Here is a 14,188-nt window from a genome sequence, read left to right on the forward strand (position 1 = left end):
AGAAAAGCGCTGCCCGCGGGCAGCGCTTTTTAGTGTTGCGAAGATGAGCCGGCTCAGGCGCGCGGGCGCACCAGCTGCCAGGCACGGCCGAGGTAGCCCACGGCGGCGAAACCGCTCCACACGTGCACCAGACGGGTGAACGGGAAGATCAGGAACAGGCTCATGCCCATGAACAGGTGCATCTTGAACACGATCGAGGCACCGGCGATGTAGCTGGCCGCGTCGCCCCGCAGGGTGATGATGTGCTGCGCCCAGGTCATCAGCAGGACCATTTCGTGGCCGTCCAGATGGCCGGCGGAGACGAAGATGGTGGACAGGCCCAACAGCAGCGTCAGCAGGATCCACACCATCACCAGCTTGTCGCGCCAGGTGCTGTTGACGGCCAGGCGGTCGTTGCCGAAGCGGCGCTGCAGCAGGATCAGCACGCCGATCAGGCACAGCGTGCCCATGATGCCGCCGGCGGTCATGGCGAACACCTGCTTGAAGGAGTGGGCGACGCCCAGCGCGTCCCACACTGCCACCGGAGTCAGGAGACCGACCATGTGGCCGAAGAACAGGCCGATGATGCCGATGTGGAACAGGATGTTGCCCAGGCGCAGGCTACCGCGATGCAGCAGCTGGCTCGACTCGCTCTTCCAGCTGTACTGCTCGCGGTCGAAGCGCACCAGACTTCCCAGCAGGAAGATCGATAGGGCGATGTACGGGTATACCCCGAACAGGAATTGATGCAAGGTATTCATGACTTTCCTCCATTCCGCTTCGGCCAACCTTGTCGGCCGGCCGAAAGCGGCAGGTGATAATCAGGCACGCGGCCGTTGCGGATAGAAGTTGACCGGAGCGATTTCGGGACGCAGCGTCGGCTTGAGCAGGGGCTCGATGCCGTCCGCACCGGGACCGAAGGTTTCGAGCGCCTCGTCCATATCGCGCACCGGCGGCACCGTGAGCGGCTCCGGCGCTACCGGGGACAGCCACACCACCGCATCGAGCACGCCGGCGTAAACGCTGTTGTGCTCGCGCAGGCGGCCTGCAACGTGGGCCACCACGTGCACGGCGTCGGACAACAGTCGGCCCGCTTCCTCTGCATCGGTCTGAGACAGGAACTCCAGGAACAGCGGCAGGTAATCCGGCAGTTCGCTGGTCATCATCTCGAAACCGTGGCCCTTGTACTCCTCCATCAGGTCGACCATGGCCTGGCCACGCGCCCTGTCCTCGCCGTGAATATGCTCGAACAGATGCAGCGAGTGCGACGGGTTGCGGTCGAACACCAGCACGTAGTTCTCCTGCAGCGCGATCAGCTCGCCCGCTTCCAGCTCGGCCAGGAGCGGAGCCACCTGCGGTTCCAGCCCGGCGTCAGCCAACAGCGTCCGAATATCCGGCAAGGCTTCGAGCAGTTCCGGCTCAGGGTAGCTCAGCAGCGCCGACAGCGCCTTGAAGTGTTTCATCATGCTCTCCTTCACTGGCCGGCGTTAGCCTTGCGGTCGCGACGCAGGTCGTGGAACACGATCGGCGTGGCCTTCTTCTTGCCGAACAGACTGTGGTCGGTCGCCCCACTGGAGCAGCCGTTGCCGAAGCTGAAGCCGCAGCTGGCCTTGTCGTCGAAGGTATTCTCGACCATTTCCTTGTGGGTGGTCGGGATCACGAAACGATCTTCGTAGTTGGCGATGGCCATCACGCGGTACATCTCTTCCACCTGCAGCGGCTTGAGATGCGTGCCCTTCAGGGTGGCGGCGTCGCTGACCTTTTCCACGCTCTTCTTGCGCATGTAGCGGCGCATGGCGACCATGGTTTCCAGCGCCTTGACCACCGGCTCTTCCTTGCCTGCGGTGAGCAGGTTGGCGAGGTAGCGGATCGGGATGCGCAGGTCCTTGACGTCCGGGATGATGCCATTCTCGCCGATCAGGCCGTTTTCCAGCGCGGACTGGATCGGCGACAGCGGCGGGATGTACCACACCATCGGCAGCGTGCGGTATTCCGGGTGCAGCGGGAAGGCGACCTTCCACTCCATCGCCATCTTGTACACCGGCGACTTCTGCGCGGCGGTCAGCCAGGCATCCGGGATGCCCTGCTTCTTGGCTTCGGCGATGATCTCCGGCGCGTTCGGGTCGAGGAACACGCCCAGCTGCGCTTCGTACAGGCTCTTCGGATCTTCCACGCTGGCGGCGGCTTCGATCTTGTCGGCGTCGTACAGCAGCACGCCGAGGTAACGGATACGGCCGACACAGGTCTCGGAGCACACCGTCGGCTGACCGGCTTCGATACGCGGGTAGCAGAAGATGCACTTCTCGGCCTTGCCGGTGGTCCAGTTGTAGTAAATCTTCTTGTACGGGCAGCCCGACACGCACATGCGCCAGCCGCGGCACTTGTCCTGGTCGATCAGCACGATGCCGTCGTCTTCACGCTTGTAGATGGAGCCGGACGGGCAGGAGGCGACGCAGGCCGGGTTGAGGCAGTGTTCGCACAGGCGCGGCAGGTACATCATGAAGGTGTTCTCGAAAGCCGAGTACATTTCCTTCTGGATACCTTCGAACAGCGCGTCCTTGGAGCGCTTGCTGAATTCGCCGCCGAGGTCGTCTTCCCAGTTCGGACCCCATTCGATCTTGTCCATCTTCTTGCCGGTCACCACCGACACCGGCCGTGCGGTCGGCGGGGTGATCATTTCCGGCGCGTTCTGCAGGTGCTCGTAGTCGTAGGTGAACGGCTCGTAGTACTCGTCGATGGACGGCAGGTTGGGGTTGGCGAAGATGTTGGACAGGATCTTCAGCCGGCTGCCCTGGCGCGGTTCCAGCTTGCCGTCGGAACGGCGTACCCAGCCGCCCTTCCATTTGTCCTGGTTTTCCCATTCCTTGGGATAACCGACGCCGGGCTTGGTTTCGACGTTGTTGAACCAGGCGTACTCCACCCCGTCGCGGCTGGTCCACACGTTCTTGCAGGTCACCGAACAGGTGTGGCAGCCGATACACTTGTCGAGGTTGAGCACCATGCCGATTTGGGCTCGGATTTTCATGTTGATTCTCCAGTTTGGCGGAAGCCCTTACTTGGCACCGCTGTGTTTGCCTTGCCCGCTCAGGGGCGTTCCGCCGAACTTCAATGGAATTAGGGAGTACAGGGGCGTTTCGCCGTCATCCGACGAAACGCCCTTCGGGCTCGCGCCCTACTCAGCCGACGGCCGATCCATCCAGTCCACGTTCTTCATCTTGCGCACGATCACGAATTCATCGCGGTTGGAACCGACCGTGCCGTAGTAGTTGAAGCCGTAGGAGAGCTGGGCGTAGCCACCGATCATGTGGGTCGGCTTGGTCACCGCACGCGTCACCGAGTTGTGGATACCGCCGCGCTTGCCGGAGGTTTCGGCACCCGGCACGTTCACGATCTTCTCCTGGGCGTGGTACATCAGGCTCATGCCGTTGGGCACGCGCTGCGATACCACGGCACGGGCGGTCAGGGTGCCGTTGACGTTGAACACCTCGATCCAGTCGTTGTCGACGATGCCGGCCGCCTTGGCGTCGTCCTCGGAGATCCACACGTGCGGACCGCCACGCGACAAGGTCAGCATGCGCAGGTTGTCAGAGTAGGTACTGTGGATGCCCCACTTCTGGTGCGGGGTGATCCAGTTCAGCACGATCTCCTTGTTGCCGTTCGGCTTGGCCCCGAGCATGGCGCCGGTGGTCTTCAGGTTGATGTGCGGGCGGTAGCTCGAGAAGCCTTCGCCGAAGGCACGCATCCACTGGTGATCCTGATAGAACTGCTGACGACCGGTGATCGTTCTCCAAGGAATCAGCTCGTGCACGTTGGTGTAGCCGGCGTTGTAGCTGACCTCTTCGCTTTCCAGGCCGGACCAGGTCGGCGAGGAGATGATCTTCCTCGGCTGTGCCTGTACGTCGCGGAAGCGGATCTTGTCGTGCTCGCGCGGGATCGCCAGGTGGGTGTGGTCACGCCCGGTGATCTTGGACAGCGCTTCCCAGGCCTTGACCGCGACGTGGCCGTTGGTTTCCGGTGCCAGCGTCAGGATCATCTCGGCCGCGTCGATCGCGGTGTCGAGCTTGGGCTGGCCCTTGGACACGCCCTCCTCGGTGACGACGTGGTTGAGGTGGCGCAGCTCTTCGATTTCGTGGCCGGTCTTCCAGCCGATGCCCTTGCCGCCGTTGCCGGCTTTTTCCAGCAAGGGGCCGATCGAGGTGAACTTCTTGTAGATGTCGCCATAGTTGCGCTCGACCACGGTCATGGTCGGCATGGTCTTGCCCGGAATCGGCTCGCACTCGCCCTTCTTCCAGTCGCGCGGGTCGAACGGCTGGCCCAGTTCGCTCGGGGTGTCGTGCATCAGCGGGGTGAGCACCAGGTCCTTGCGGGTGCCGAGGTAGTCGCCGGCCAATTCGGAGAACTTCTTGGCGATGCCCTTGTAGATTTCCCAGTCGGACTTGCTCTGCCACAGCGGCTGCACGGCTTCGGACAGCGGGTGGATGAACGGGTGCATGTCGGACGTGTTGAGGTCGTCCTTCTCGTACCAGGTGGCGGTCGGCAGCACGATGTCGGCGTACAGGCAGGTGGTCGACATGCGGAAGTCCAGCACCACCAGCAGATCGAGCTTGCCTTCGGCGGCCGGGCGTACTTTGACTTCCTTCGGCTTGATGCCGGTCTGCTCGTCGTCCATCAGCGCGTTCTGGGTGCCCAGCAGGTACTTCAGGAAGTACTCGTGGCCCTTGCCGGACGAACCGAGGATGTTGGAACGCCACACGAACATGTTGCGCGGGAAGTTGGCCGGATTGTCCGGGTCGTCGCAGGACATGTCGAGCTGGCCGTTGCGCAGGCTATCCACGGCATGCTGCACGGCGTCCTTGCCCAGCGACTCGGCTTCGGCGGTGACGTCGAGCGGGTTCTTGGCGAGCTGCGGTGCGGACGGCAGCCAGCCCAGGCGTTCGGCCTTGGCGTTGAAGTCGATCAGCGACATCTCGGCCATCTTGCCGTCGGCGGTCGGAGCCAGGATTTCGCTGGCGCCGAGTTTTTCATGGCGCCACTGGCTGGTATGGGCGTAGAAGAACGAGGTGCCGTTCATCTGGCGCGACGGGCGCACCCAGTCGCTGGCAAAGGCGAGCGGTGCCCAGCCGGTTTGCGGGCGCAGCTTTTCCTGGCCGACGTAGTGGCACCAGCCGCCACCGCTCTGGCCGACACAGCCGCACATCATCAGCATGTTGATGATGCCGCGGTAGGTCATGTCCATGTGGTACCAGTGGTTCAGCGCGGCACCGACGATGACCATGGACTTGCCCTGGGTCTTGTCGGCGTTCTCGGCGAACTCGCGCGCCACCTGAATCACCATTTCCGGCTTCACGCCGGTGTGCTTCTGCTGCCAGGCCGGGGTATACGGCACGTCGTCCATGTAGGAGGTGGCCACGTTGCCGCCGCCCAGGCCGCGATCGACGCCGTAGTGCGCCATCATCAGGTCGAACACGGTGGCGACCAGCGCCTCGCTGCCGTCGGCCAGCTGTACCTTCTTGGCCGGCACGTTGCGCATCAGCAGGTCGTCGTGCTCGGCGCCGAAGTACGGGAAGCCGACGCTGACCACTTCGTCGCGGTCGTCCAGCAGCGACAGGCGCTGTTGGATTTCGCGGCCGCTGTGGCCGTCTTTCTCTTCCAGGCTCCACTTGCCGGATTCACCCCAGCGGAAGCCGATGGAACCGGTCGGGGCGACGATGTTGCCGGTGTTGTCGTCGTAGACCAGGGTCTTCCATTCCGGGTTGTTGTCTTCGCCCAGGTGGTCGACCAGGTTGGAGGCACGCAGGAAGTAGTCCGGCTCGTAACCCTTGGCGCCGTTCTTGAGCAGCACCAGCATCGGCATGTCGGTGTACTGGCGCACATAGTCGTTGAAGTAGGCCGACTTGCCGGTCTTGTGGTACTCGTTGAGGATGACGTGGCCCATGGCCATCGCCAGCGCGGCATCGGTACCCTGCTTCGGCGCGAGCCAGATGTCGCCGAACTTGGCCATTTCGCCGAAGTCGGACGATACCGCCACGGTCTTGGTGCCCTTGTAGCGCACTTCGGTGTAGAAGTGGGCGTCCGGGGTACGCGTCATCGGGATGTTGGAACCCCATACCATCAGGTAGGTGGAGTTGTACCAGTCGGCCGATTCGGCGACGTCGGTCTGCTCGCCCCAGATCTGCGGGCTGGACGGCGGCAGGTCGCAATACCAGTCGTAGAACGACAGCGGCACGCCACCGATCAGGCTGAGGTAGCGGCTGCCGGAGGCGTAGCTGATCATCGACATGGCCGGAATCGGCGAGAAGCCTACCACGCGGTCCGGTCCGTAGTTCTTCACGGTGAACGCGTTGGCGGCGGCGATGATCTCGTTGACTTCATCCCAGTTGGAACGCACGAAACCACCCAGGCCACGCTTGGACTTGTATTCCTTGGCGGTTTCGGCGGTCTGGCTGATCTTTGCCCAGGCCTCGATCGGACCCAGGGTCTTGCGTGCCTCGCGCCACAGGCGCATCAGGCGGCCACGCACCATCGGGTACTTCACGCGCTGCGCGGAATAGACGTACCAGCTGTACGAGGCGCCGCGCGGACAGCCGCGCGGTTCGTGGTTGGGTAGGTCCGGGCGGGTGCGCGGATAGTCGGTCTGCTGGGTTTCCCAGGTGATCAGACCGTTCTTGACGTAGACCTTCCAGCTGCACGAGCCGGTACAGTTGACACCATGGGTGGAGCGGACGATCTTGTCGTGCTGCCAGCGCTGGCGATACGCGTCCTCCCACTTGCGATCCTCGTTCACGACGGCGCCGTGGCCGTCGGAGAAGGTGCTGCGGACCTTGCCGAGAAAATTCAGGCGGTCGAGAAAATGGCTCATCATGCCTCCAAACATTGGCCGCGCAAGAGAGGCGCGGCTGACCCGTTGTCACATTGCAAAGCTTAGGGAAACCCGGTCCAGCACGACATTCGCCAAAGGTTGGCCGAAGCCTGCGCATTGGCACTACCCCCTCCCCCTGCCGCCCGGCCATCCCGGCTACTCCCAAAGAACTACCCCGCCCAGACCCATCGCCGCCGGCGCAAAAAAATCCCCGCACGGGGCGGGGCAAAGAGTCGACATAAAGGGAAGCGGACGGGTGCCGTCGACGGCACCCCTGGCAACGAGACCCAAGCCTCGTCAGTGTGCCGTTCTCAGCACGGTACTTCGGCGTTCTTGCGTGCGTAGTACCAGCCGTTGATCACCAGGCAGCTGAGGTAGAAGGCGATGAAGGCGTACAGCGCGGCCTCGACGCCACCGGTCAGCGCAATCGAGGTACCGTAGCTCTTCGGAATGAAGAAGCCGCCGTAGGCACCGACCGCACCGGAGAAGCCCAGCACCGCAGCAGCCTCCTTGGTGGCGTTGGCCACGGCCTGCTTCTGTGCCGCCTCGCTGCTGCCGGCCATGCGCTTGTGCAGGGTCAGGAAGATGGTCGGCACCTGCATGAAGGTGGAACCGTTGCCGATGCCGGTCAGCGCGAACAGGCACAGGAACATCGAGAAGAAGCCCTGGAAGCTGCCGCCATGGCCGCCGTGCGGCAGGAACTGCAGCACGCCGAATACCGCCGCGATCATCAGCGCGAATACCGCCTGGGTCACCTTGGCGCCACCGATCTTGTCGGCCAGCCAGCCGCCCACCGGGCGTGCCAGGGCACCAATCAGCGGGCCGAGGAAGGCGTACTTGGTCGGGTCGATATCCGGGAACTGGCCTTTCACCAGCAGCGGGAAGCCAGCGGCAAAGCCGATGAAGGAACCGAAGGTGCCGATGTAGAGCCAGCACATCAGCCAGTTGTGCTTGCGCTTGAAGATCACCGCCCGGTCGGCGAACGAGGCCTTGGCCGAAGCAATGTCGTTCATGCCGAACCATGCCGCCAGCGTCGACAGCACGATGAACGGCACCCAGATGAAGCCGGCGTTCTGCAGCCACATCAGCTTGGTCTGGCTACCCTTGATCCAGGTCTGCGGCTCGCCGCCGAAGGCGCCGAACACGCCGGCGGTGATCACCAGCGGCACCACGAACTGCACCAGCGACACGCCGAGGTTGCCGAGGCCGGCGTTGAGGCCGAGCGCGGTACCCTTCTCCGCTTTCGGGAAGAAGAAGCTGATGTTGGCCATCGACGAGCTGAAGTTGCCGCCGCCGAAGCCGCACAGCAGCGCCAGGAAGGCCATGGTGCCGTAGCTGGTGGAGGTATCCTGCACCGCGAAGCCGATGCCTACCGCCGGCAGCAGCAGCGTGGCGGTGGAAAACGCGGTCCACTTGCGGCCACCGAAGATTGGCACCATGAAGGAGTAGAAGATGCGCAGCGTGGCGCCGGACAGGGCCGGCAGCGCGGCGAGCCAGAACAGCTGGTTCTGTGTGTAGTTGAAGCCGATGTTCGGCATGTTCAACACCGCCACGCTCCACACCTGCCAGATCACGAAGGCCAGCGTCAGCGCCGGGATCGAAATCCACAGGTTGCGCCGGGCCACCGCCTTGCCCTCATCCTGCCAGAACGCCGAGTTTTCCGGCTCCCAGCGTGTCAGTACGTAAGACGTCATGGTAAGAGTCCTCCAGGGAGAGGGCTCCAGGGGGAGCCCTCCTTCATTAAAATTCGATATCAGGATTTAACGGTGGCCAGCTCGCCCGCCTCTTCGGCGCGACGGACCGCCTTGAACGACCAGTGCATCCAGATCAGGCTGACGCAGACGGTGCCGTAGAGCAGCATGAAGGAGCTGGAGCGCACGCCGGTCAGATCGACCAGGGCGCCGAACAGGATAGGCAGCAAGAAGCCGCCCAGACCACCCGCCAGGCCCACCACGCCGGACACCGCGCCGATGTTGTCGGGGAACTCTTCGGAGATGAACTTGAACACCGAGGCCTTGCCCACCGCCATGGCCACGCCGACCACGAACAGCAGTACGGTGAACAGCGTCGGGGTCAGACGGACATCGAACGACACCGGGCCCTTGATAGTATTGACCACCATCTGGGTCGGCGGATACGAGAGCAGGAAGAACACCACCCAGCACACCCACATCACGCCCCAGGTCACCTTGAACGGCCCCCACTTGTCGCTGAGCCAGCCGCCGAAGGCGCGCAGCACTCCGCCCGGCAGCGAGAAACAGGCGGCCAGGAAGGCGGCGTGCTTCATGTCGAAGCCGTATTCGCCGACGTAGTAATGGATCATCCACAGCGCCAGGGCAACGTAGCCACCGAACACCACCGAGTAGTACTGACAGTAGCGCAGCACCGCCGGGTTCTTCATCAGGGCGAGCTGCTGCTTGAGCGATACCTTGGACGACACCACGTGTTTGGGATCGTGATAGCTGAACAGCCAGAAGCTCAGCGCCACCACCAGCATGATCACGGCGTACACCGTCGGCACCATCTTCCAGCCCCAGGCGGCGACAATCGACGGCGCCACCAGCTTGGTCAGAGCCGAACCAGCGTTACCGGCGCCAAACACGCCCATCGCCAGCCCCTGCTGCTCTTTCTTGAACCAGCGCGCCACGTAGGGCGTGCCGACCGAGAACGACCCACCGGCCAGGCCGACGAACAGGCCGATCATCAGGAACTGCCAGTACTGGGTCGCGAACTGCATGGCGTAGATCGGGATAATGGTGGCGATCATCAGCGAGAACAGCACGATGCGGCCGCCGAAACGGTCGGTCCAGATACCCAGCGGCACGCGGATCAGCGAGCCGGTCAACACTGGCGTGGCAGCCAGGATGCCAAATTCGGTTTCATTCAGGCCGAGCTGCTGCTTCAGCGGTATCCCCAGTACCGCAAACATCATCCAGATCATGAAACAGACGGTGAACGACACCGTACTGGAAACGAGTACCGCGTATTGTTTGTAACTGTGCGACGCCATGGCTGGCCCCCTCGTTGTGAGCTGATTTCTCGCTATGAAAGGTACGCTTTGCGCCAGCGGATTCCCATTCACCTAACGTGGGCATATGCCGAGGGAAAAGAGCTAGCCGGGTATACCCTTAAGGCCGGCAGGGTCTAGTACTTTAGGAGGAGACGCGGGCGGAAGACAGCGACGGCCAATCCGCGCCGGACGGCGCGGGCATGGCCAGACCGGCGACAAGTCGCGGCGAGGGGATGCCGGGCCGGCCTTCGGCCAACCCAGCAACAGACGGAGCGCTAGCTCGCCACACTGCCGAAATCGGCCAGGCGGTTCATATCGATCAGCGTGATCTCGCGGCCGTTGACCGCCACCAGGCCGGCGTCGGAGAGCTGGTGCAGCACGCGCGAGAAGGTTTCCGGCGTCAGGTTGAGGCGCGAGGCGATCAGGTTCTTGTTCACTGGCAGCGTCACCACGCGGTTGGGCTGACCGGGGTGGTCCTCGCCCTGCAGCAGGTAGCCGATCACGCGCTGCAGCGCGTTTTCCACCGAGTAGCGCTCGACGTCGCGCACCAGGCCGTGCAGGCGCAGGCTGAGGCCGGCCAGCAGACGATGGGCGAAGGCGGCATCGCGGGCGATGGCGGCAAAGATCGAGCGCGCCTCCACCTGCAGCAGCAGGCCGTCCTCGAGAAACTGCGCCATCACCGGGCACGGCCTGCCAAGGAACATCACCGCCTCGGCAAAACTCTGCCCCGGATGGATGATCTCGATCACCTTCTCGGCGCCCTGCGCCGACGAGATCGACAGCTTGATCCGGCCGTAGACGACCAGGTACATGCCCTCGCACGGGTCGCCCTTCTGGAAGATGATCTGGCCTTTCTGGCCGCGCACCTCGTGGGTGCACGGCACCAGCGCCGAGAGCTGGCCGTCCGATAACTCTTGAAACAGCGGCTGGTGCCGCAAGAACGAACGGATATCGATCTGACTCATGGTCTGCTATTCCTGTGCGACGGGGTGGTGGTGTGGGAAGCGCAGGTAAAGCGCCAAGCAGCGCTCACCATACCGGCTCCGCCAGCACGGCACCATGAACCGGAAGTACACCCCTGATCATCCAAACGGCTTAGGAGGCCGAGAGCCCGGAAGCCGTTTGAAGACGCTTCGATAATGGCGGGGACAGGCGGACGAGCGCACTTCCCTTGCCTGATTCCCAGAACCGCAGGAGGAGTGAAGCGCAGCGCCCCCATCAGCGATGGGTTGCGGCAGAACCGCCTTCACCCATCCTACGCACTACATATATCCGAGCTTGCGAAAGAAATCGTTGCGAGCGGCCCCAGGCTGGTTCGAGAAGCACAGCCGTACAAAGGGTACGGCGCGCATCGCAGGGCCGGGATGGGGGTGCACAGCAGATTTATTCGCAAGCTTAATGGCTGGTGCCCTCGGAGCGGGTCACCTTGTTGAACACGTTGTACTTGCCGATCGGCTTGGCCATCGGCAACGACTTCACTTCGCGGAAGGTGGCGGCGTCGAGCACCAGCAGTTCGCCCGGGTTCTCCATCACGCTCACCAGCGCGTAACGGCCATCGCGGGTGAATTCGACGTGGGCGGTGGTTGTACCCGGGCGCGGCGTCACGGTCTTCACCACTTCCAGGGTGCGTTTGTCGATGATCGCCAGCGTGTCCTTCTTCGCCCCCATCATGGCGTCGACCCAGGCGTACGGGGTGTTTTCGTGACTGCGCAGGAAGAAGCCCGGCCCCAGTGTCGGGATGTCCTTGACGCGTTGCCAGCTGTCGAGATCGATCACCGTCACCCGGCCGCTGCTGAGATTGGGGGTGGCCATGTAGCGGTGGCCGCCCTCTTCGAAGGCGATGCCGGAGCCCAGATGCGGCATGCCGTCGAGCGGCAGCTCGGCCACCTTGCGCCGGATGTCGAGGTTGATCACCTGCGCCCGGCCTTCGCGCGAGGCGCCGATGACGTGGCGGTAGGCCGGGTCGAAGAAGAAATCGTCCAGCACCAGGTCGAGCGGCGTCACGCGCGGGTTGAGAAAGCCGTCGACGCTCAGCGCCTCGCCCATCTTGTAATCGTGCACGTGGCCGGGGTAGACCCTGGCCGCCTTCGGATCGTAGGAAATTTCCCACAGCTCCGGCACGTCCTTCAGCGCCACGATGAAGCTGTGGCGCGGAGCGGCGTCGTACACCGCCGAGACGCGCGAGGTCTTGCCGGCGGCGTCGCGCACGGCAAGGGTCTTGACCGGCTTGAGGCCGTTGGCGTCGAGCAACACCAGCGTTTCCGGCAGGGTGTTGCCGGCCAGCACCCAGCGCCCGTCGCTGGACACCGCGACGTTGCGGGTATTGAGCCCGACGCGGATTTCGGCGACGTTTTGCAGCGTGTAGAGGTCATACTGCGTCACCCAGCCGTCGCGGCTGGCGAAATAGACGAAGCGGCCGTCCGGCGAGAACTTGGGGCCGCCGTGCAGCGCGAAACGGCTCTGGAAACGGGCGATCGGGCTGAGCGTGTCGCCATCCAGCACCGAGACGTGATGGTCGCCCGCTTCCACCACCACGAACAGGTTCTGCGGGTCGGCCCGGTGCACCGGCTTCGCCGGCAGGCGTGCCGGATCGGCATAGACCACGCGCGAGGCGGCCGTGTCGGCCTCGCTCCAGCGCGCCGGCTGTTCCGGCGCCGTCTTCAGGTAGCCCGCCAGCGCCTGGATGTCGGCGTCGGCCAGGCGCTCGGCGAAGGCCGGCATCTGGGTGGCGCTGCGGCCGTGGCGGATGGTGTCGAGAATATCGGCCGGCTTGAGGCGCTCCAGGCTCTGCGGCAGCAGCGCCGGCGCCATGGCCCCCATGCGGTTGTCGCCATGGCAACTCTGGCAGTGCTGCTGGTAGAGCGCGGCAGGGTTGGCCGAAGCCGGCTGGAGCGAGCCCAGTGCCGCCAGCAGGGCCAGGGGAAGCAGCGCCTTCATGCCTGGACCTCCCGGCGGCGGCGCGGGTACGGCGTCAGCTCGGCCAGCGGATGCTCGCCCTCGGCCACGCCGATTTCGGCGTCGGTCAGGTAGCAGGCGGGATCGGCGGCCCAGAAGTCGCCGGTCAGTTCCCAGGCGCGCACCCGGGTGTTGCCGTTGCAGATGGCCAGGTGCCGGCAGGCGCCGCAGCGCCCGGTAACCGGGCGCGGACGCTGCTTGAGGCCGGCCATCAGCGGGTGCGTGGTATCGGGCCAGATCGCGGAGAATGGCCGCTCCTTGACGTTGCCGAGGCCGATCTTCCACCACATGGTGTCGGGGTGGACGTTGCCGAGGTTGTCGATATTCGCCACGTTGACGCCGGAGGCGTTGCCGCCCCACTGCTCCAGGCGCCGGCGCAGGTCTTCGGCCAACGTCGGGTGATGGCGTTCGACCCACTGCAGCAGATAGACGCCGTCGGCGTCGTTGTTGCCGGTGACGAAATCCTTGGGCCGGCCGGCCTGGATGTGCTGCCAGCAGCTCTCGATCAGCAAGTCCATGGCCCAGCGCGTGCGGGCATGGCGCGCGTCGTCGGCGCGGTGCTTGTTGCCGCGCCCGGCGTAGTTGAGGTGGGAGAAATAGAACTTGTCGATGCCCTCGTCGTCCACCAGTTGCAGCAGCGCCGGCAGGTCGTGGGCGTTGTCCTCGGTCATGGTGTAGCGCACGCCCACCTTCATGCCGGCGTCGCGACACAATCTGAGCGCCGCGAGCGAACTGTCGAAGGCGCCGTCGAGGCGGCGGAAGCGGTCGTGGGTGGCGCGCAGGCCGTCGAGGCTGATGCCGACGTAGTCGAAGCCCACGGCGGCAATGCGCCCGACGTTGCCCCGGTCGATCAGGGTGCCGTTGCTCGACAGCCCAACGTAGAAACCGAGCTGCTTGGCGCGCTGGCCGATGTCGTAGATATCCGGCCGCATCAGCGGCTCGCCACCGGAGAGGATCAGCACCGGCACCCCGAAGGCCCGCAAATCCTCCATCACGGTGAACACCTCGGCGGTGGACAGTTCGCCCGGGAAGACGGTATCGGCCGACACCGAATAACAGTGCTTGCAGGTCAGGTTGCAGCGCCGGATCAGGTTCCAGATCACCACCGGCCCGGTGGGCTGGCGCGGCGGTACCAGCGGCACGGGATGGGCGACGGACTGCAGGTATGGGGTGAGGCGCAGCATCGGGGTGGCTCCGTCAATGACATTGGCGTCATTTCACGGCATCGCCCCCTATTCTGCATTGACCATGGTCAACCACCGGAGGCCGGGCCTTCCCCGAGCGCGGATGCTTGATGCAGATCGTGCTTTTCCATCCTCGCAGGGAAATCCGTCATGCACGGGAGGCACGCTGCCGGACGGGCATGGACGGCGTCCCCACGCCCC

The 14,188-nt window shown here is 64.3% G+C and carries 9 protein-coding genes; all 9 read right to left on the bottom strand.

Annotated elements, in window-relative coordinates:
* Positions 1–53: 53 nt before the first annotated feature.
* The 9 genes from narI to nirJ all read right to left on the bottom strand — a co-directional run bounded on the left by narI (position 54) and on the right by nirJ (position 13,987).
* Positions 54–740, bottom strand: a complete 687-nt coding sequence (gene narI / locus ABKF58_RS18760; protein ID WP_008953005.1) for a respiratory nitrate reductase subunit gamma — start codon at positions 738–740, stop codon at positions 54–56.
* Between the two features lie 60 nt (positions 741–800).
* Positions 801–1,442, bottom strand: a complete 642-nt coding sequence (gene narJ / locus ABKF58_RS18765) for a nitrate reductase molybdenum cofactor assembly chaperone (RefSeq protein ID WP_294864868.1) — start codon at positions 1,440–1,442, stop codon at positions 801–803.
* Between the two features lie 11 nt (positions 1,443–1,453).
* Positions 1,454–3,004, bottom strand: coding sequence for a nitrate reductase subunit beta (gene narH / locus ABKF58_RS18770; protein WP_008953007.1), 1,551 nt, complete (start codon positions 3,002–3,004; stop codon positions 1,454–1,456).
* 147 nt (positions 3,005–3,151) lie between these two features.
* Entirely contained in the window at positions 3,152–6,838 is a 3,687-nt protein-coding gene (locus ABKF58_RS18775; protein WP_482584402.1) for a nitrate reductase subunit alpha, read from the bottom strand.
* Between the two features lie 311 nt (positions 6,839–7,149).
* The gene (locus ABKF58_RS18780; RefSeq protein ID WP_482582683.1) at positions 7,150–8,532 is read right to left on the bottom strand and encodes a NarK family nitrate/nitrite MFS transporter; all 1,383 of its coding nucleotides are present in this window, start codon (positions 8,530–8,532) and stop codon (positions 7,150–7,152) included.
* Between the two features lie 59 nt (positions 8,533–8,591).
* Positions 8,592–9,848 (bottom strand): MFS transporter, encoded by a 1,257-nt coding sequence (locus ABKF58_RS18785; protein WP_482582685.1) that lies wholly within the window; start codon positions 9,846–9,848, stop codon positions 8,592–8,594.
* 275 nt (positions 9,849–10,123) lie between these two features.
* Positions 10,124–10,813: a Crp/Fnr family transcriptional regulator gene (locus ABKF58_RS18790; RefSeq protein ID WP_482582687.1), complete on the bottom strand. Its 690-nt coding sequence runs from the start codon at positions 10,811–10,813 to the stop codon at positions 10,124–10,126.
* 430 nt (positions 10,814–11,243) lie between these two features.
* Positions 11,244–12,785, bottom strand: coding sequence for a cytochrome D1 domain-containing protein (locus ABKF58_RS18795; protein WP_482582689.1), 1,542 nt, complete (start codon positions 12,783–12,785; stop codon positions 11,244–11,246).
* Positions 12,782–13,987, bottom strand: coding sequence for a heme d1 biosynthesis radical SAM protein NirJ (gene nirJ, locus ABKF58_RS18800; protein WP_482582691.1), 1,206 nt, complete (start codon positions 13,985–13,987; stop codon positions 12,782–12,784). The genes ABKF58_RS18795 and nirJ overlap by 4 nt, the downstream gene beginning before the upstream one ends.
* Between the last annotated feature and the right edge of the window lie 201 nt (positions 13,988–14,188).

This window comes from Pseudogulbenkiania sp. AW2-16, assembly GCF_056824575.1.